Origin of the sequence: Cloacibacillus sp., from assembly GCF_020860125.1 — a bacterium.
Lineage (GTDB): Bacteria > Synergistota > Synergistia > Synergistales > Synergistaceae > Cloacibacillus.
Genome location: NZ_JAJBUX010000005.1, coordinates 1 through 15566 on the forward strand (window position 1 = coordinate 1; position 15566 = coordinate 15566).

18 protein-coding genes are annotated in these 15566 nt (G+C 58.7%); 10 read left to right on the forward strand and 8 right to left on the reverse strand.

All coding sequences use genetic code 11. The annotated features are described in order from the left end of the window. Nucleotides 1-260: 260 nt before the first annotated feature. The 7 genes from hisF to LIO98_RS00710 are packed head-to-tail and all read right to left on the reverse strand — an operon-like array spanning nucleotide 261 to nucleotide 5491. Nucleotides 261-1094 (reverse strand): imidazole glycerol phosphate synthase subunit HisF, encoded by an 834-nt coding sequence (gene hisF / locus LIO98_RS00680; protein WP_291952386.1) that lies wholly within the window; start codon nucleotides 1092-1094, stop codon nucleotides 261-263. 6 nt (nucleotides 1095-1100) lie between these two features. After that, nucleotides 1101-1718, reverse strand: a complete 618-nt coding sequence (hisH, locus tag LIO98_RS00685; protein ID WP_291952387.1) for an imidazole glycerol phosphate synthase subunit HisH — start codon at nucleotides 1716-1718, stop codon at nucleotides 1101-1103. Beyond that, nucleotides 1718-2353, reverse strand: coding sequence for a bifunctional phosphoribosyl-AMP cyclohydrolase/phosphoribosyl-ATP diphosphatase HisIE (gene hisIE, locus LIO98_RS00690; protein WP_291952388.1), 636 nt, complete (start codon nucleotides 2351-2353; stop codon nucleotides 1718-1720). Before hisIE ends, hisH begins: the two co-directional genes overlap by 1 nt. Nucleotides 2354-2374: 21 nt before the next feature. Further along, complete coding sequence (locus tag LIO98_RS00695; protein WP_291952389.1) at nucleotides 2375-3085, reverse strand: 1-(5-phosphoribosyl)-5-[(5-phosphoribosylamino)methylideneamino] imidazole-4-carboxamide isomerase; 711 nt, start codon at nucleotides 3083-3085, stop codon at nucleotides 2375-2377. Further along, a complete protein-coding gene (locus tag LIO98_RS00700) occupies nucleotides 3082-3654 on the reverse strand; it encodes an imidazoleglycerol-phosphate dehydratase (RefSeq protein WP_338122156.1) in 573 nt (190 codons plus the stop codon). The genes LIO98_RS00695 and LIO98_RS00700 overlap by 4 nt, the downstream gene beginning before the upstream one ends. Next, nucleotides 3651-4289, reverse strand: coding sequence for an ATP phosphoribosyltransferase (gene hisG / locus LIO98_RS00705; protein WP_291952390.1), 639 nt, complete (start codon nucleotides 4287-4289; stop codon nucleotides 3651-3653). Before hisG ends, LIO98_RS00700 begins: the two co-directional genes overlap by 4 nt. Continuing rightward, complete coding sequence (locus tag LIO98_RS00710) at nucleotides 4283-5491, reverse strand: ATP phosphoribosyltransferase regulatory subunit (protein ID WP_291952391.1); 1209 nt, start codon at nucleotides 5489-5491, stop codon at nucleotides 4283-4285. The genes hisG and LIO98_RS00710 overlap by 7 nt, the downstream gene beginning before the upstream one ends. 195 nt (nucleotides 5492-5686) lie before the next feature. On the opposite strand from LIO98_RS00710, the gene LIO98_RS00715 reads away from it, so the two are divergent. Genes LIO98_RS00715 through LIO98_RS00725 form a run of 3 tightly spaced genes read left to right on the forward strand, consistent with a single transcriptional unit; the run spans nucleotide 5687 to nucleotide 7963 of the window. After that, a complete protein-coding gene (locus LIO98_RS00715; protein ID WP_291952392.1) occupies nucleotides 5687-6481 on the forward strand; it encodes an HAD family hydrolase in 795 nt (264 codons plus the stop codon). 18 nt (nucleotides 6482-6499) lie between these two features. After that, on the forward strand, nucleotides 6500-7579 hold the full coding sequence (gene hisC, locus LIO98_RS00720; RefSeq protein ID WP_291952393.1) for a histidinol-phosphate transaminase: 1080 nt from the start codon (nucleotides 6500-6502) through the stop codon (nucleotides 7577-7579). Between the two features lie 39 nt (nucleotides 7580-7618). Then, nucleotides 7619-7963 carry a DUF805 domain-containing protein gene (locus LIO98_RS00725; RefSeq protein WP_291952394.1) on the forward strand — a complete coding sequence of 115 codons (345 nt, stop codon included), beginning with the start codon at nucleotides 7619-7621 and terminating at the stop codon, nucleotides 7961-7963. A 70-nt stretch (nucleotides 7964-8033) separates the two neighbouring features. Here LIO98_RS00725 and LIO98_RS00730 read toward each other — a convergent pair whose 3' ends face one another. Next, a complete protein-coding gene (locus LIO98_RS00730; protein WP_291952395.1) occupies nucleotides 8034-9113 on the reverse strand; it encodes a BMP family ABC transporter substrate-binding protein in 1080 nt (359 codons plus the stop codon). A gap of 233 nt (nucleotides 9114-9346) precedes the next feature. Here LIO98_RS00730 and LIO98_RS00735 point away from each other — a divergent pair, with 233 nt between their 5' ends. From LIO98_RS00735 to LIO98_RS00765, 7 genes are all read left to right on the forward strand, one after another. Continuing rightward, a complete protein-coding gene (locus LIO98_RS00735; protein ID WP_291952396.1) occupies nucleotides 9347-9712 on the forward strand; it encodes a PadR family transcriptional regulator in 366 nt (121 codons plus the stop codon). Between the two features lie 144 nt (nucleotides 9713-9856). Then, complete coding sequence (locus tag LIO98_RS00740; protein ID WP_291952397.1) at nucleotides 9857-10852, forward strand: radical SAM protein; 996 nt, start codon at nucleotides 9857-9859, stop codon at nucleotides 10850-10852. Nucleotides 10853-10914: 62 nt separating this feature from the next. Next, on the forward strand, nucleotides 10915-12006 hold the full coding sequence (locus tag LIO98_RS00745; protein WP_291952398.1) for a GTP-binding protein: 1092 nt from the start codon (nucleotides 10915-10917) through the stop codon (nucleotides 12004-12006). 33 nt (nucleotides 12007-12039) lie between these two features. Further along, the gene (locus LIO98_RS00750) at nucleotides 12040-12645 is read left to right on the forward strand and encodes a DUF5714 domain-containing protein (RefSeq protein WP_291952399.1); all 606 of its coding nucleotides are present in this window, start codon (nucleotides 12040-12042) and stop codon (nucleotides 12643-12645) included. Then, nucleotides 12645-13679 carry an ABC transporter substrate-binding protein gene (locus tag LIO98_RS00755; RefSeq protein ID WP_291952400.1) on the forward strand — a complete coding sequence of 345 codons (1035 nt, stop codon included), beginning with the start codon at nucleotides 12645-12647 and terminating at the stop codon, nucleotides 13677-13679. Before LIO98_RS00750 ends, LIO98_RS00755 begins: the two co-directional genes overlap by 1 nt. After that, nucleotides 13679-14461, forward strand: coding sequence for an ABC transporter ATP-binding protein (locus LIO98_RS00760; protein WP_291952401.1), 783 nt, complete (start codon nucleotides 13679-13681; stop codon nucleotides 14459-14461). The genes LIO98_RS00755 and LIO98_RS00760 overlap by 1 nt, the downstream gene beginning before the upstream one ends. Further along, complete coding sequence (locus tag LIO98_RS00765; protein ID WP_291952402.1) at nucleotides 14458-15360, forward strand: ABC transporter permease subunit; 903 nt, start codon at nucleotides 14458-14460, stop codon at nucleotides 15358-15360. Before LIO98_RS00760 ends, LIO98_RS00765 begins: the two co-directional genes overlap by 4 nt. The last annotated feature ends 206 nt before the right edge of the window (nucleotides 15361-15566 follow it).

Here is a 15566-nt window from a genome sequence, read left to right on the forward strand (position 1 = left end):
GTTGGTGTGTGCTCAATTTTCCTTACTCCGTGGCGATGGTTTTCATAGTAATTTACCGTTTTCCCCAACCGAAGGAAATCGGTTTTGCAAAATTCACATGATAGCATGAAAATCGGCGTGAAGAAGTGCTGTAGGCTAAATAAGCCGGTCTCTGAGTACCGGAGCCGTATTGTTCATACGGTGAGGACACTCAGAGACCGGCTTATGACGCATACGGTGCTTATTCACGCCGATTTTTATAAACACCGATTTACGCTTAGTTACGCTTCGCCGCAGATGCCAAAGAAATTAACTTCCTCCTGCGACATTTCATAGGGGACGTGCCACGCCTCCGCGCTCTTTCTCACGGGAATGCCCTTGCCCGCGAGATAATCCTTCAGCGCGGGAATCGGTATCTCGTTGAAGTGGAAGAGAGTGGCGGCAAGCACCGCGTCGGCGCGGCCGCGCGTCAGCGCCTCGTAGAAGTGGAGATACTCGCCGGCGCCGCCGGAGGCAATGACGGGGATGTTCACGGAGGAGGAAATTAGCTCCGTAAGCTCAAGGTCATAGCCGGCCTTCGTGCCGTCGCGGTTCATGCTTGTAAGCAGTATCTCTCCCGCTCCTAGCTGCTCGGCCTTCACCGCCCAGCAGAAGGCGTCCATGTGACGCGGTACGCGTCCGCCGGCCGTGTAGACCTCCCAGTAGCCATCGCCCTTACGCTTCGCGTCGATCGCCACAACGACGCACTGGCTGCCGAATACCTTTGCCGCTTCGCTGATGAGCGCGGGGTTCTCCACCGCCGCCGAGTTCAGCGAGACCTTGTCGGCGCCGGCGCGCAGTATTTCGCGGATGTCGTCCACGCTCCTGATGCCGCCGCCTACGGTTATTGGGATAAATACCTCGGCGGTGACGCGGCGCACAAGGTCGACGACGGTCTTGCGGCCGTCGCTGGTGGCGGTAATGTCGAGGAATACAATTTCGTCGGCCCCCGCCTTTTCATAGGCCTTGGCGCACTCCACGGGATCGCCCGCGTCGCGCAGACCGACAAAGTTTACCCCTTTGACGACCCTTCCGTCTTTTATATCAAGGCATGGTATTATTCTTTTCGCAAACATTTTATTTTAGTCTCCCTTCGTAAGTTCGATGAAATTTTTTAATATCGCCAGCCCCGCCGTACCGCTCTTTTCGGGATGGAACTGGCATCCAAATATATTATCCCGTTCCGCCGCCGCGTCGAAGATGACGCCGTATTCCGCTATGGCGCTCACATCGCTGCGTTCAGCCGCCTTTACGTAAAACGAGTGTACAAAATACATGTACGGCCCGCGCGGCAGCCCCGCGAGCAGACGGCTCTCCCTCAGCGGCGCGATTGAGTTCCAGCCCATGTGCGGTATTTTAAGCCCCATCTCCGGCGGGAAGCGCAGCACGCGTCCCGGCAGGACACCAAGCCCCTCCGTCTTCGGGCTCTCTTCACTAGCCTCAAAGAGCAGCTGCATGCCGAGACAGATTCCCAGCAGCGGACGTCCGCTCTTCGCAGCCCCTCTGACCGCCTCTTTGATGCCGCGGCGTTCGAGTTCCGCCATCGCGCTCCCGAACTCCCCGACGCCAGGCAGGATCACCGCATCGGCAAGCAGTATCTCCTTTGCGGTGGAGGCCCTCATGTTTACCGCGCCGAGGCTGTCGAGAGCGTTCTTCATACTCTTGAGGTTTCCCGCACCGTAATCAATGACCGCGATCATTATCTCTCCGCTCCTTTATGACGTGAGGCAAGCTCCCGTAATACTTCGTCAAATGGCACCTCCGCCGCGACACAGGCGACAAGCAGATGGTAGAGCAGGTCGGCCGCCTCATAGCGGAAGCCGCCGCGGTCCTTCGTGGCGCAGGCGAGCGCCGTCTCGACGCCCTCTTCGCCGACCTTCTGCGCCACACGCGAGAGTCCCGACCGCAGCAGGCGCGCCGTGTAACTCTCCTGCGGGTCGTCGTCTTTCCTGACGTTGAGATAACGCCAGAGACGCCCCAGAAATGTCGCCTCCGTCGAATCGGCCTCGCCGCAGAGGCTGCGGTAGAAGCAGCTGCGCTCACCGGTGTGGCAGGCGGAACCCTGCGGCTCAACGAGCGCGAGCAGCGTATCTCCGTCGCAGTCGATCCGCAGCTCACGCAGGCACATACGGCTGCCGCTCGTCTCTCCTTTGTGCCAGAGTTCGCCGCGCGAACGGCTCCAAAAGACCATCTCGCCGCATTCCGCCGTCTCGGCGAGCGATTCGGCGTTCGCCCAGGCGGTCATCAGTACCTCGGCGGTGACAACATCCTGTACGACGACGGGAACGAGCCCCTTTTCGTCAAACTTTATCAATGAAAGGTCTATTTTTGTCATTTATATTTTCCTCTTTTTTATCTATTCGGAGCAGGCTTTCATGGCCTCCGCGAGCGTTATGCCGCCCTCGTAGAGGCTTTTTCCGATCACGGCCGCGTCGACGCCCGCCGCGGCAAGCGCGCGGATGTCATGAAGATCCGTCACGCCGCCGGCGGCGGCGATAAAACGGCCGCGGGCCGCGAGCGCCTCATATACTGAGGCGTCCGTCCCCGCCATCATCCCGTCGCGCTCCGTCTGGGTCACAAGGAAGGAGGAGAAGCCCATCCCCGAGAGCCTCGCTACGGCCTCCGCCGCGTCAAGCGCCGTACTCTCAAGCCAGCCGGAGTGTACGACCCTGCCGCCCCGGAGATCCACGGCGGCCATTATTTTTTCACCGAAGCGTGCGCTCAGTTCGGAGGCCCGCTCCATATCCTTAAAGATCAGGCTGCCGGCCATCACGCGGTCCGCGCCGGCCTCTAACGCGCACGCCACAGACTCGGCGCTGCGCAGCCCGCCACCGTACTGGACAAAGAGGCCAAGGCCCGCTATTTCGGAGAGCTCTTTCAGGTGCTTAGGCACCCCCTCCTTCGCCCCTTCAAGATCGACGACATGGATATGGCCGCATCCCGCCGCCATAAATCCCTTCGCCGCCTCGACCGGCGAGAGCTGATATTCGCGCCGCCGCGAATAGTCGCCCTGCGTGAGGCGGACCACTTTGCCGTCATATAGGTCTATCGCCGGCAGGATTATCATAACCAGAGCCCCTTTGTGCTGGGGTCGACCTCTGCGGGGGCGAGCGCCTCTTTAAGCGCCAGCCCTACCCCCTTAAAAACCGCCTCCGCGGCGTGGTGTGAGTTATCGGCCTCCAGCAGCGCGATGTGAAGCGTCAGCCCCGCCTCGCGCGCAAAACCGGTAAAGAACTCGGGAACCAGTTCCATATCAAAATCGCCGCACCTCTGGGAGGGAAATTCACCCCGCCACCAGAGGCCGCCGCGGCCGCTGAAGTCCAGCGCCACACGCGCGAGCGAACCATCCATCGGCAAGAGCGCGGAGCCGTAGCGGCGTATCGGCGCGGCGCCGGCGATCTTCCTCAGAGCCTGCCCCATCGCGATGCCGATATCCTCCGAAAGATGGTGATAGTCGACCTCGATATCCCCGCGGGCCTTTATACTGACGCCCAGCGCCGCACGGTGGCAGAGCAGATCCAGCATATGCGAGAGAAAACCACAGCCGGTTTCCAGTGAGCGTTCCCTTTTATCATTACTCAGCAGAAGCTCTATCCGCGTCTCTTTGGTGTTCCGCGATATCTTCGCCTCCATCATGCCGCCCTCACCACCGCCTCTATCGCGTCCACAACGCCGAAGAGCGAGTTCCAGCGCAGCTGCACTGAAGAGATACCGGCGACGAGACGCAGCGAGACGGGCATCGTCTCCTTTATCACGCGCAGGCCGTTAGCCTTCAGCGTGCTTCCCGTCTGCACGACGTCGAAGATGCAGTCCGCGAGGCCGAGCGCCGGGGCAAGCTCTACCGAACCGTTGAGTTTCAACAGCTTTATTTGAACGCCCCATTCCGCGAAGGTCTTCTCCGCGAGGCGCGTATATTTCGTCGCAACCTTGAGCCCCATGAGGCCGGAGATGTGGCCACCAAATTTTTCCGCCATCTCTCCGGGACCCGCGACCGCCATCACGCAGCGTCCTCTGCCGGTGTCGAGCAGCTCGGTGAGCGCGATGCCCGCCTCCTCTATCACGTCGTTTCCGGCAAGCGCCAGATCAGCCGCGCCGTAGTGGACCATCGCGGGGACGTCGGAGGGCTTCGACAACAGATAGCGGAAGCTGGCCTCCTCGATCACCAGGTTGCGCCCCGCCTCTTTCAGCTTCGCGGTGGGCAGTCCCGCACGCGCCAGAATGTCCACGCAGCTGTCGAGCGAGCGCCCCGTGGGAAGTGCGAATGTCAGCATGAGAGTACCTCCGATTCAAACTTGTTCAATGATATTTCACCGCCGCGGGGAAGCAGAGTCACCTTTCTGCCACCCAGGTCGATCCACCATTTGTATCCGCGCAGAGAGGCCGTCGAAAGGGATTCCTCCCTGTCTTTCGTCCAGCTCAGCTCAAAGGCGGTATCCTTCTTTGAGAGCGCGTCCGCGTAGCGCAGCGCCTCCGAATTATCGCAGCCGCCGCCCCAGAGCATCATCAGCGGCGCGGGGGCGGGAGAGGCGCAGTGCGCGGCAAGCTCCTTCAGGTTAAGCGCGAAGCCAGCGGCCTGTCCCTCGATCCCCTCTTTCGCGAGCAGCCCGTCATAACGGCCGCCGCCGCCGAGCAGGACGCCGTCCGCCGCCGAATAGGCGTTGTAGATAGGGCCGCTGTAGTAGCCGAGATCACGCACAAAGCTCAGGTCAACACGCAGCCGTTCCGCGTAGCCGAGCTTGCAGAGGCTGTCGCAGAGACGCTTAAGCGGCATCAGCACCGAGGGATCGTCAAACAGACCCATCGCCTCGCCCAGCACCGCGACGTCACCCTTTAGCGTGGGCAGCCGCCGGAGCAGACGCGTCTTATCTTCCGAAAGTTCGAATCCGTCGAGCAGCGCGTTATATTTTGTATAAGCCCTTTCTTGCAGAGCCTCGATAAGTTTTCCCGCGCAGCTTTCTGAAAGCCCGCCGAGGATGCCGGCGAGTACGGAGACGTCGCCAAGCACCAGCGCCGAACGCTCGATACTCAGCAGGTCGAGCGTGCGCAGAAGCAGGCCCGCCGTCTCCGCGTCGGCTCCGGAGTCCTCCCAGCCGATCAGCTCGACGCCGACCTGATTCTCCTCAAGGTTGTACTTCGGAGGCAGCGGCACGGCAAAGACCCGGTCGGCGTAAGAGAGGCGCAGCGGCCTTTCGCTGCGCGCGTGGTGGCTGCCGAGATAGGCGACCGCCGAGAGCGTAAGGTCGCCGCGCAGCACGCAGGGCTCGCCGAGCGGCGACATCATCGGGATGAGCCGACGCGCGCGCGCCGGTGAAATCTTGCTCCAAACATCCTCCACCAGCTGAAACTCCGCGGGGCTGAAAGGATGGTATCCGTAAAGGGAAAAAAGATGCATCGCCGCACCCCTGCAATACTCCATATTGGCCGCGATCGCTCCGCCAATGTTATTACACCCCTTCGGATTTCTGTTCATCATCTTCATCCCTTCATCATTTTAGCTATCATTTTACTTAATTAAAGTGATAGCTTGATAATTTTGTAAGCGAGTTATATAATAACACTCGTTTGCCGCTTTTGCAAATGTGAAACACTATAAATCCGGCAAAAACATATAATATAACGGCAGACCGACTGTGAGAGGCTGACAAACGAAATCAAGGAGCCAATAGATATGGAGAGAGAATTCAAGGCCGACGCCCTTATATTCGATATAGACGGAGTGCTGCTCGACGTAACCGGATCATTTCCCGAGGTGATACGGCAGGCCGTCTCTACCGGCTGGGAGCATTTCTGCGGCGGCGCCTCGGACGCCCACGGCTACAACGCGGGACACGAACGCGTATTAAAACGTCACGGAGCCTTCAACGACGACTATGATATCGCTTGGACGCTTCTCTCAATGGCGGCGGCGAGCAGGGAAAAACTCCTCTCGCGGGCGCTGCCCTCGCCGGAAAGGCTGCTCTCCGAGCTGAAGAGCTTCCGAGCCCCCGTCCCGGAATGGGTGACGGCCAGATACGGCCGGCTCGTCCCGCGCCCCGAGGTGCGCGCGCTATGCGCCGAACTTTATGGCGGTAGGGGCTATGGACTGCATCTGCTTGAGAGACCGATGATAAAAAAACACTGGCGGGAGCTTGGCCTGCCGGTGGCGATATATTCGGGACGCAACGGCCTTGAATGGGAGCTCGGCAAAGAGAGCCTAGGATGGAACGACTTTCCCGACGAACTGATAATACACTCCGACAGCGGCATCACGAAGCCATCGCCGGAGGGCCTTGAGATACTCTGCCGGCGGCTCGGCGTCTCTTCGCCCGTATTTTTCGGCGACACCGCGAGCGACATGCAGGCGCAGGCGGCCTTCGGGAAGGGACGTTTCGCGGCGGTCGGCCCGCTGCTGCCGGAGGCGGAGTTCCGTTACGACACCACGGAGGAGGCCGTCCGAGCCGCGATAGCCACTGCAAATCCTTAAAAAGGAGACTAAAAAACCATGCAGAATATAGAGGAACTTTTTCGCTCGCTGGCGCGCCCGGCGATCCGCGACCTCGAGCCGTACGACGCCTCGGTCAGCGGGAATCCGCTGATACGGGTATCGGCAAACGAAAATAACGAGGGGCTGCCGGAGTCCGTTCTTACGGCGATGCGAAACGCGCTTGCAGAGGGCAACCGCTATCCCGACAGCCGCAATACCTCTCTGCGCGAAAAGCTGGCCGCACGCTTCTCTCTGAGGCCGGAACAGATAATCACCTCCGGCGGTCTGGACGGGCTCTTCACAATGCTTGGACGCGCCTTCCTCGACCCGGGCGACGAGGTCGTCTGCGGAGAGTGTACTTTTGGCGTCTACGCGGAGACGGCGCTCATCGCCGGCACCTCCGTTAAAACGGTTCCGCTCGGCGAGGGATACGTCCAGCTGCCGGCGGACTTCGCCGCCGCCGTGGGCCCCGCGACAAAAATGCTCTTCTTCTGCAACCCCAACAACCCCACCGGCACGCTGGCGGAGCCTGCCTCCGTACGTGAAATGCTGAAAAAAATACCGCGGCGGGTCGTCGTGATCCTTGATGAGGCATACCTTGACTTCGCGGATGCCGACGGAGATGCCTCCTTCAAACTCCTCGAAGAGTTCCCCAACCTCGTCATCTGCCGCACCTTCTCAAAGATATTCGCCCTCGCCGGGCTGCGCATCGGCTGGGCCGCAGCGCACCCCGGCCTGCTCGACTGCCTTTACCGCGTGCGCGAACCATACTGCGTCACCGCCATGGCCGAGGCCGGAGCCTGCGCGGCGCTTGACGAAGTGGGGCGTTTTCGGAGAACACGGACAATGGTCGCCTGCGAGCGGGATAAACTCTGCACCCTGCTGAGCCGCCTCGGCGTAAAATATATCCCCTCGCAGACAAACTTCGTGCTGATCTTCCCGCAGGAGAGATACGAGCCGCTCTCCGCCGCCTTCATCCAAAGAGGCATCGCCGTACGCCGCCTCTCGCTGCGCGGCGAGCGCGTGATGCGCATCTCCGTAGGATTACCGCAGGAAAATAGGCAGGTTGAGAGGGTGCTCTCCGATATATTCGGCTAGAATCGTCATACGAATATAAGATCCGGGGAGGAATTGAAGGTGGAAGATTTTATATATTCCTATAAAAAGATGTTCGCCAATTACTTCATATTTGAGGGGCGGACGTCGCGAAACGATTACTGGCAGGCGATCGCGATAAATATAATCATCGGAGCCGTTCTCATGACGCTGAGCCGCCTGCTGTCCATATTCGGCATTTTAAGTTACATCTACGGCGTCGCCGCCGTCGTGCCGGTCCTGGCAATGACGGTACGCCGCCTGCATGATACGGACAAGAGCGGCTGGTGGGCGCTGGCGGCGTTTTTCCCGGCGCTCAACATAATTTTAGTAGCCTACTGCTGTATGGCGGAGGCCCCACGCGGCGGAAACAGATTCGGATATTAAGGCGCCGCCAATTCAAACCATAAAAAATCCGGCCCCGAAAGGCCGGATTTTTATCTATCAATCGGGATTTTTATTTAGGAATCGTTCCCTCAACGCCCTCAACGAACCAGTTCATCGAAAGCATCTCGCCGTCGCTGAGCTTTTTGCCCTGCGGCACTACGACCTTACCGTCCTGTCCCTTGATCGGGCCGGTGAAGACGTCCCATTTACCGTCAAGAATCCTCTGCTTCTCCGCCGCGACGAGTTTTTTCGTATCCTCTTTGACATCCTTGCCGAACTTCGAGAGGTCTACCATACCGTCCTTCATGCTCCACCACACCTGCTGTGACTTCCAGGTACCGTTGGCGATCGCCTTTGTGGAGTAGTCGTAGTATTTGCCCCAGTTCCATACGGGGGTTACGAGGTGGCGCGTCGGTGCGTACTTGTCCATCGGGTAGTTGTAGCCGACGACCCACATGCCGAGCTCTTCCGCGGCCTGCGGCGCGCCGCCGGTATCGGCGTGCATCGCTATCGTGTCGCACTTCGCGTCGAAGAGGGCCTTTGTGGCCTCCTTCTCCTTTGCCGGGTCATGCCATGTGTAGATCCAGACGACCTTGACCTTCGCCTGCGGGTTCACCTTGCGCACGCCGAGCGTGAAGGCGTTGATGCCGCGAATGACCTCGGGGATAGGGTAGGCGGCGACAAAACCGATGAGGTTGGACTTCGTCGCTTTGCCCGCGACGATGCCTGAAAGGTAGCGCGGCTGGTACATACGGCCAAAATATGTGCTGACGTTAGGAGCGACTTTATAGCCTGAGCAGTGGTTGAAGTAGACGTCGGGATACTTCTTCGCGACGTTGATGACGTGGTCCATATAGCCGAAGGAGTTTGCGTAAACGACCTTCGCGCCGTTACGGATAGCCGTCTCCATGACGCGTTCGGCATCCGGCCCCTCGGGAACGGACTCGACTATCGAACCCTTCACTCCGGGGTTGGCCTTCTCCATCGCCTGACGGCCAAGGTCGTGCATGTAGTTATACCCGCCGTCGGCGACGGGGCCGACATAGATAAATACCGGTTTCTGATCCTCAAGCTTGATCGGAGCCAGGGCAAAGGCCGAGGCCGAAAAAGCCATTACAAGCAGCAACGCGAGCAAAATGCCTTTTTTCATTACAAATTTCCTCCCCAGATATTTTCGTTAGAGCCAATGGCTAACATTTGTTTAGAATAGCACAGCGAGATAATTTTTTCCATATTTTTCGACAGGCCCGACGCTGCGCCTGATGATCCCGGCAGATGTCTACGAACAAAAAATTTTTGCACAAATGAGAAAACAGCTTTTCAAAAATGGGCGGGCCTGATATTATACTAGACAACATCTAATATAAGACGAGGTCAAATAATATGAAAAAATGCGCCTGCCGTGGTTCCTTTCTGGAAAGATTTATTCAGCCCTCAATCCTTCTGCTTTTAAATGAAGAGCCTATGCACGGCTTCTCAATATTAAAAAGGCTCTACAAAAGCGACGTTATGGACTACAGCAGCATAGATCCCACCGGACTCTACCGTACGCTGAAAAAGATGGAGGAGGCGGGGCTGCTCGCTTCGCGTCTGGAAACGGGAAACCCGCTCCAGACCAAACGTATCTATGAGATAACCCAGGAGGGACGCGTCTGCCTCGTCTTCTGGAAGTCGACGCTGCTTGACTATATAGCCAAGATAGAGCGGCTGGCGGATGCCATTCCCGATACGGTCGAGGACGGCATGTAAGCGGAGCGAACTTTTCGCGGCGGGTTCGCCATCTTCCCAACCGGGATGAGACCTCTCCTTTTCGCGGCATGGGAGACAAAACCGGCCATATCTAAGAGATAACATAGATGCTTTATCAGCCCGCGCATAGAAGCGGGACTGAATATGAAACGGATGATATCCGTCAAAGAGGAGAAAACAACGGTGAATAAGACACTGGAAAAGGCAGGAACGGGCAAAGAGCTGACGAGGGAGGATGCGCTGGAACTTCTAGCCATCCGCAATGGGAGCGCCGATTATTATACGCTGCTGGGGACCGCCAATGCCGAAGCGCGTACACGTTTTCAGGGACGCGGCACGATATTCGCGCAGATTGGTCTGAATGCCTCTCCCTGTCCGGCAAACTGCGGTTTCTGTTCCCTGGTGAAGGATGTCTTTAAGGAGAAAAACAGCTTTCTGCTGCCGGTGGAGACGGCCGAGAAGATGGCCGACGCCCTGGTCGGACAGAAGGTGGACGAACTGTTTTTGATGACCACGGCAAATTATCCGCAGGCGGATTTCCTCGAATATGCGGCGCGGATACACAAACATCTGCCGAAAGGGATGCGTTTCGTGGCCAACCTCGGAGATTTTGACCGTGAATACGCGAAGAAGCTACGTGAAGCCGGCTTCACGGGCGTATATCATATCCGCCGCCTCGGAGAGGGGCGCGATACGCAGCTCCCTCCGGAACAGCGCCTCCGTACGATGGACGCCGTCAGGGACGCGGGGATGGAATTGTATTATTGTGTCGAACCGATCGGACCTGAGCATACCGCGGAGGAGCTGGCCGATGAAATATTTCGCGCCAAAGATTACCCCGTCGAGGTCATGGCCGTCATGAAGCGGGTCTGCGTACCGGGAACGAAGCTCTATGAGCACGGTGAGATCTCCGCGGCCGAGCTGGCGAAGATCTGCGCGGTGACGGAGCTCTGCGTAAAGCCAAAACGGGCGATGGGGGTACACGAGCCGGACGAACTATGTCTGATGGCGGGGGCGAACCAGATTTACGCCGAGGTAAGCGTCAACCCGCGTGATTTGAACCTCTCCACGGAGACCGGACGCGGCGCCTCAATCGCCAGGACGCACGCGCTGCTGGCCGCCGCCGAATGGAAAAGGTAAGCGAGCCGTGCCTGTTTTCCTGAACGTAATAAGATATCAGCCATAACGGGGAGTGAAAAATAATGACGACAAAGATAGTTCTGGTAGGAGGTTTTCTTGGCGCAGGCAAGACGACGCTTTTGTGCCGGCTGGCAGAGGTCATGAGGGAAAGCGGCCGCCGCGCGGCCTTTATCACCAACGACCAGGCGCCGGAGCTCGTGGACACCATCCTCATTAAAAATATCTCGCCCTCCGTGGGGGAGATCAGCGGCAGCTGCTTCTGCTGCAACTTCAACGGGTTCGTCGGCGCGGCCAAAAAGCTCATAGAAGAGTTCCAGCCGGAATTCATCTTCGCGGAACCGGTAGGCAGCTGCACCGACCTCTCGGCGACGATCATACAGCCGCTGAAAGACCTATACGGCAGAGAGATGGCAGCCGCGCCGCTCTCGGTGCTCTGCGATCCGCGCAGGCTGCGGAAGGTGCTTGAAAAAAGCTGCGCTGACATCCATCCCAGCGCCGCCTATATCATCGAAAAACAGCTTGAAGAGGCGGATCTGATATTGATCAGCAAGTCCGACACCGTTACCGCCGACGAATTATCCTCGCTTATTGACGACGCTTCGGCGAGATGGCCGCTGGCGAAGGTGATGGCCGCCAGCGCCAGGAATGGCCGCGGCGTGACGGAATGGCTCTCGGAGACGCTCGCGGCGAAGGCGGCGGGGACCCATATCGCCGACATAGATTATGACCGCTACGCAGAGGGAGAGGCGGCTCTCGGCTGGCTCAACGCAAAAGTGAGACTGCGCGGCGGCGGCATCCGCTGGGACGATTTCACGGAAAGGCTGACCTCCTCGCTGAGCGGCCATTTTGACGCCCGCGGCAGCGCCGTGGGGCACATAAAGCTGATAGTCAGATGCGGCGGCCACGTAACCGTGGCAAACGTGACCGGCGGGATAGAGACCTTAACCCGGCGCGGCGCGGCCGGCTGCGGCGACAGCGCCGAAATGACGGTCAACGCCAGGGTCGAGACTACGCCTCAGGAGCTGGAAAAGGCGGTGCGTGAGAAACTTGCCGAGGCCTGCGGAAAGGACATCGCCGCGGATGTCGTCGATATCCTTTCGTTACAGCCTGGCAGACCAAATCCGACGCACAGATACGAAGAGGTAATCGCGTAAATAACAGGCACACAAAAATGGGAGATGAGTCAAATGGCGGCAAACTGCGGCAATGAAAGAAGTTTTGAAGTCATAACGGAGAGATGTCTGGCCTATTACAACGCTCCGGCGGGGAGAAAACCGCTGGAGATAATCTCGGAGGTCATGGACGACGTGAATTTCCCTATGCACAACTTCGCCCACCATTACCTGGTCCCCGCAGTACTGCTGACGGCGGTCTGCGTAAAGGAGGGCACGCCCCCGGATATCTACCAGAAGAAAATGGCGGAGGTTGCCGCACGCGCGAAAAACGTGCTGCCAGCCTTCTGCGGCCTCTACGGGGCCTGCGGCGCCGCCGTCGGCTGCGGTATCTTCATGAGCGTACAGACCGGTACCACCCCTCTGTCAAAAGAGACGTGGGGGCTCTGCAACCACGCGACCGCCGGCGCGCTCGAAAAGATGGCGGATATGGGCGGCCCGCGCTGCTGCAAAAGAAACACCTTCGCGGCCCTCGCCTACATGAAAGGATATCTCGTGGAAAAGCTCTCCATCGACCTTGAGATACCAAACGAGATAAAATGCGCCTACAGCAAGTTCAACAACGAATGCCTGAAAGAAGACTGCCCCTATTACGACGATAAAAAGGAGGATGCTAAGTAATGAGAAAACTCCTCCATTTGACCTTTATCCTCACTTTTGCGGCGCTCATCCAGGCAGGCGGCGCAGACGCCGCTGAGAAACTCACGGTCGGCAATACCGGAAGCAGTATCAAACCGGCGATGGTGGTGCTCGCGCACCAGATGGGATACTACAAAGACGAGGGGCTCGACGTCGAGATAAAACAGATATCGAACCTCAACGAGGGCGTTACCGCCGTGCAGATGGGCAAGCTCGACATTCTGCCGCTCGGAATAATCCCCTCGCTCACCTTCATCGCCAAAGGCGCGGACCTCGTCATCTACGGCGGCACGATCGCCGAGGGCGGACAGGGGATAACGCTGCCGCAAAACAAAGACAAGTACAAGGATATGAAAAGCTTCAAGGGCAGGAAGATCGGCGTCCACCGCCCGGAGACCGGCCACATGATCGCCAAGGCGAAGATGCGCGAGGCGGGGCTGGATCTCGACAAAGATGTGGAGATAATCCGCATCGACGGTTTCCAGTCGATCATTGAGGCCGTCTCCAAGGGCATCGTCGACATCGGTTTCGTCAACAGCGGCTTCGGCCTCATCGCCGAGAAGAGGGGTCTCGCCGTCGCCTTCAACATCGGCGGCATCGCGCCAAACGCGGTCTGCTGCCGCCAGACCACCTCGCGCGCCGTCTATGATTCCAAACGCGGCGCGCTCGTGAAATTCCAGATCGCCAACCTGCGCGCCTATAAGCTCATGATGGACGACCCCGGTACGGCGGTCAAAAAGCTCATGGAATATTCGGGGCAGCCGGAGGACTATGTAAAATACTGTCTATATTCAAACGTCATGGTGATCACGATGGACCCTGCGGTCAACCGTATCAAAGACTTTTATGAAATCATGGATAAAAACGGCGACCTGCCGAAAAATCCTAAAAAAGAGATCACGAACAATATCGACGCCTCGATCTACCGCGTGGCGCTGGACGAGATGATCAAGCGCTATCCCAAGGACGCCTCCTTCAAAAAGATGGACAGGGAGTTCGCGGTCAACAACCTCTGATGGACGAGAGATACGCGATCGAAGCGGACGACATATCGTTCAGCTACGCCACGGAGAGCCCCGTCCTCCGTGGCCTTTCGCTGCGCGTGCGGCGCGGAGAATTCGTCTGCGTCCTCGGACACAGCGGCTGCGGCAAGAGCACGCTGCTCAGCCTTCTCATGGGCCTTCTCGAGCCCTCCTCCGGTTCAATAAAGATTGAGGGCGAACCGATGCGCGGACCGGCGACCGATAGGGCGATTGTCTTTCAGGACTACTCGCTCTTTCCCTGGATGACGGCGCGGCAAAATGTCGCCTTCGGCATCGAGCACTCGCGCGGGCTGGCGAAAAAGGCGGCGTTGGAGCTAGCCGACGGCTATCTGGCACAGGTGGGGCTCTATGAAAGCCGCGAAAAGTATCCCCACCAGCTGTCGGGGGGCATGCGCCAGCGGGCCGCCATCGCACGCGCACTGGCGATGGATTCCGTCATCTGGCTCTTCGATGAACCCTTCAGCGCGCTTGATCCGCAGATGCGCGCCTTGCTGCAGGCCCTTGTGATGGAGCTGGCAAAAAAGGAGCGTCACCGAACCGTCCTCTTCGTCACCCACAACGTTGACGAGGCGGTGCTGCTCGGGGAAAGAATACTCTTTATGGCCGGGGGACGCATCTGCCGCGAGGCGACGGTACCCTTCGATTACCCGAGGGCGAAAAACGAAATCCTGCGCATGCCGGAATATTTCTCGCTCGCCAACGGCCTCGCGGAGCTCTTTTACGAGACCCGCGGAGAGAGGGAGAGGGCGGGATGAGACGCGCGCTGCCAGCGACCCAGCTTATCTTCGCGGCGCTAACGGCGCTGGTCCTCCGCAACCACAGCGGCTCGCTCGCCGACTGCCGGATGTTTCTTGCCGCTTTCGCGTTGATTGAGGCCGTCTATCTGATAAGGATATACCGCGAACCGCGGCGCTGCGCGGCCCTCTCCGTGATAACCTCGCTGATACTGATAATCCTCTTCGCCTGGGAGCTCGCGGCGGTCAACCTAAAGATCGCCAACCCAATCCTGCTGCCGCCGCCGGACGAAGTATTCGAGGTCTTCGCCGACTGCCGCGCGCTCATGTTCAAAGGCGTTTTTTCATCGCTCGCGCTGCTCGGCTTCAGCATGTCGTCCGCCCTCATATCCGGCGTCATTCTCGGCCTCGCCGTCGGCCGGGCGCCGTTCCTGCGCGACATCTTCCTGCCGATCGCCAAGGTGCTGAGCCCGGTGCCGCCGATAATCTACAGCCCCTACGCCGTGGCGGTGATGCCGACCTTCCGCAGCGCGGCGGCGCTGATAATAATTCTCGGAATCTTCTGGCCCACATTCATGGGGATAATCAACCGCGTCGCCGCGATGGACAGGCGTATCGCCGATTCGGCGCGCGCCCTGGGGCTCTCGCCAAGGGAGATGATCTTCCGTGTAATGCTGCCCTATCTATTCCCAGGCATCATGTCCGGACTGCACGTGACGCTCTCGACCTCCTTCCTGCTGCTGACGATGGCGGAGATGATGGGAGCCTCCAGCGGCCTCGGATACTTCATAAAAAATTATTCCGACTACGCCAACTACACCAACGTCATTGCGGGAATAATCCTCATCGGCCTCGTCGTCAGCCTCTTGAACGCGCTGCTGAGCTTCGCCGAGAAGAGGCTGGTACGCTGGAAGGAATAAAAAACGCGGCTCCGCCTGCCAATGGGAGCCGCGCCTTTCTATCTATCTCTGCGCTAAACCTAGAAACGCAGTTCGAGCAGCTTTATCCCCGCATCCTGGAAGAGTCCGGGAATCTCGCGCCTTGCCCGCTTCCTTCTGATGAAGATCGCGAGGTTGCGCGGCTGGCTGAAATCCTCCGCCGCCGCAGAATAGACGGGGCTGCCGCC

Coding starts and splice junctions, on each gene's coding strand:
- LIO98_RS00700 (WP_338122156.1), bottom strand. CDS start 3,654: ATGATGGAGGCGAAGATATCGCGGAACACCAAAGAGACGCGGATAGAG.
- hisG (WP_291952390.1), bottom strand. CDS start 4,289: ATGCTGACATTCGCACTTCCCACGGGGCGCTCGCTCGACAGCTGCGTG.
- LIO98_RS00750 (WP_291952399.1), top strand. CDS start 12,040: ATGGCGGCAAACTGCGGCAATGAAAGAAGTTTTGAAGTCATAACGGAG.
- LIO98_RS00695 (WP_291952389.1), bottom strand. CDS start 3,085: ATGATAATCCTGCCGGCGATAGACCTATATGACGGCAAAGTGGTCCGC.
- hisIE (WP_291952388.1), bottom strand. CDS start 2,353: ATGACAAAAATAGACCTTTCATTGATAAAGTTTGACGAAAAGGGGCTC.
- LIO98_RS00760 (WP_291952401.1), top strand. CDS start 13,679: ATGGACGAGAGATACGCGATCGAAGCGGACGACATATCGTTCAGCTAC.
- LIO98_RS00765 (WP_291952402.1), top strand. CDS start 14,458: ATGAGACGCGCGCTGCCAGCGACCCAGCTTATCTTCGCGGCGCTAACG.
- hisH (WP_291952387.1), bottom strand. CDS start 1,718: ATGATCGCGGTCATTGATTACGGTGCGGGAAACCTCAAGAGTATGAAG.
- LIO98_RS00745 (WP_291952398.1), top strand. CDS start 10,915: ATGACGACAAAGATAGTTCTGGTAGGAGGTTTTCTTGGCGCAGGCAAG.
- LIO98_RS00755 (WP_291952400.1), top strand. CDS start 12,645: ATGAGAAAACTCCTCCATTTGACCTTTATCCTCACTTTTGCGGCGCTC.
- LIO98_RS00735 (WP_291952396.1), top strand. CDS start 9,347: ATGAAAAAATGCGCCTGCCGTGGTTCCTTTCTGGAAAGATTTATTCAG.
- LIO98_RS00740 (WP_291952397.1), top strand. CDS start 9,857: ATGAAACGGATGATATCCGTCAAAGAGGAGAAAACAACGGTGAATAAG.
- LIO98_RS00730 (WP_291952395.1), bottom strand. CDS start 9,113: ATGAAAAAAGGCATTTTGCTCGCGTTGCTGCTTGTAATGGCTTTTTCG.
- hisC (WP_291952393.1), top strand. CDS start 6,500: ATGCAGAATATAGAGGAACTTTTTCGCTCGCTGGCGCGCCCGGCGATC.
- hisF (WP_291952386.1), bottom strand. CDS start 1,094: ATGTTTGCGAAAAGAATAATACCATGCCTTGATATAAAAGACGGAAGG.
- LIO98_RS00710 (WP_291952391.1), bottom strand. CDS start 5,491: ATGATGAACAGAAATCCGAAGGGGTGTAATAACATTGGCGGAGCGATC.
- LIO98_RS00715 (WP_291952392.1), top strand. CDS start 5,687: ATGGAGAGAGAATTCAAGGCCGACGCCCTTATATTCGATATAGACGGA.